1 protein-coding gene is annotated in these 478 nt (G+C 63.2%); it reads right to left on the reverse strand.

Annotated features, from left to right (window positions below; translation table 11 throughout):
* Positions 1-12: 12 nt before the first annotated feature.
* Positions 13-478: amidohydrolase family protein (locus B3446_RS05625; RefSeq protein WP_291378228.1), on the reverse strand; the 466-nt coding region annotated here is incomplete at its 5' end.

Consider the following 478-nt stretch of genomic DNA (forward strand, 5'->3'; position numbering starts at 1 on the left):
TGCTGCCCTATTTCATTGCTGCGCGTGCAGGCCAAAGAAGGTCATCGTGTTGCGGAACAGAATCTTCTGCTGCACGCCGGGCACCAGGTCGGCGTGGGTGACGAGCTTGCCGACTTCCTGTTCGCCCAGCGGGTAGGGGTAGTCGGAGCCGAGCAGGACGCGGTCTTCGCCCATGACGTCGATGAGCAGGCGTAGCGATCGCGGGTCGAAGACGGCGCTGTCGGTGTAGAAGCGGTCGGTGTACGACGATGGCGGATGCGGGCAGTCTTCGCGGACGATGTCGCGATGGCGCCAGGCGTTGTCGACTCTGCCAAGCAGGTACGCAAAGCTGCCGCCGCCGTGAGCAAAGCACAATTTGAGGCTGCGGGGAATGCGTTCGAAGGCGCCGGACAGGATCAGCGACAGAATGCCGAGCTGGGTTTCTGCGGGCATGGCGACAAGCCACGGCAGCATCCATTTCTTCATGCGGCCGTCGGTC

The organism is Achromobacter sp. UBA5777, from assembly GCF_002418565.1.
GTDB classification, from domain to species: domain Bacteria; phylum Pseudomonadota; class Gammaproteobacteria; order Burkholderiales; family Burkholderiaceae_B; genus Achromobacter; species Achromobacter animicus.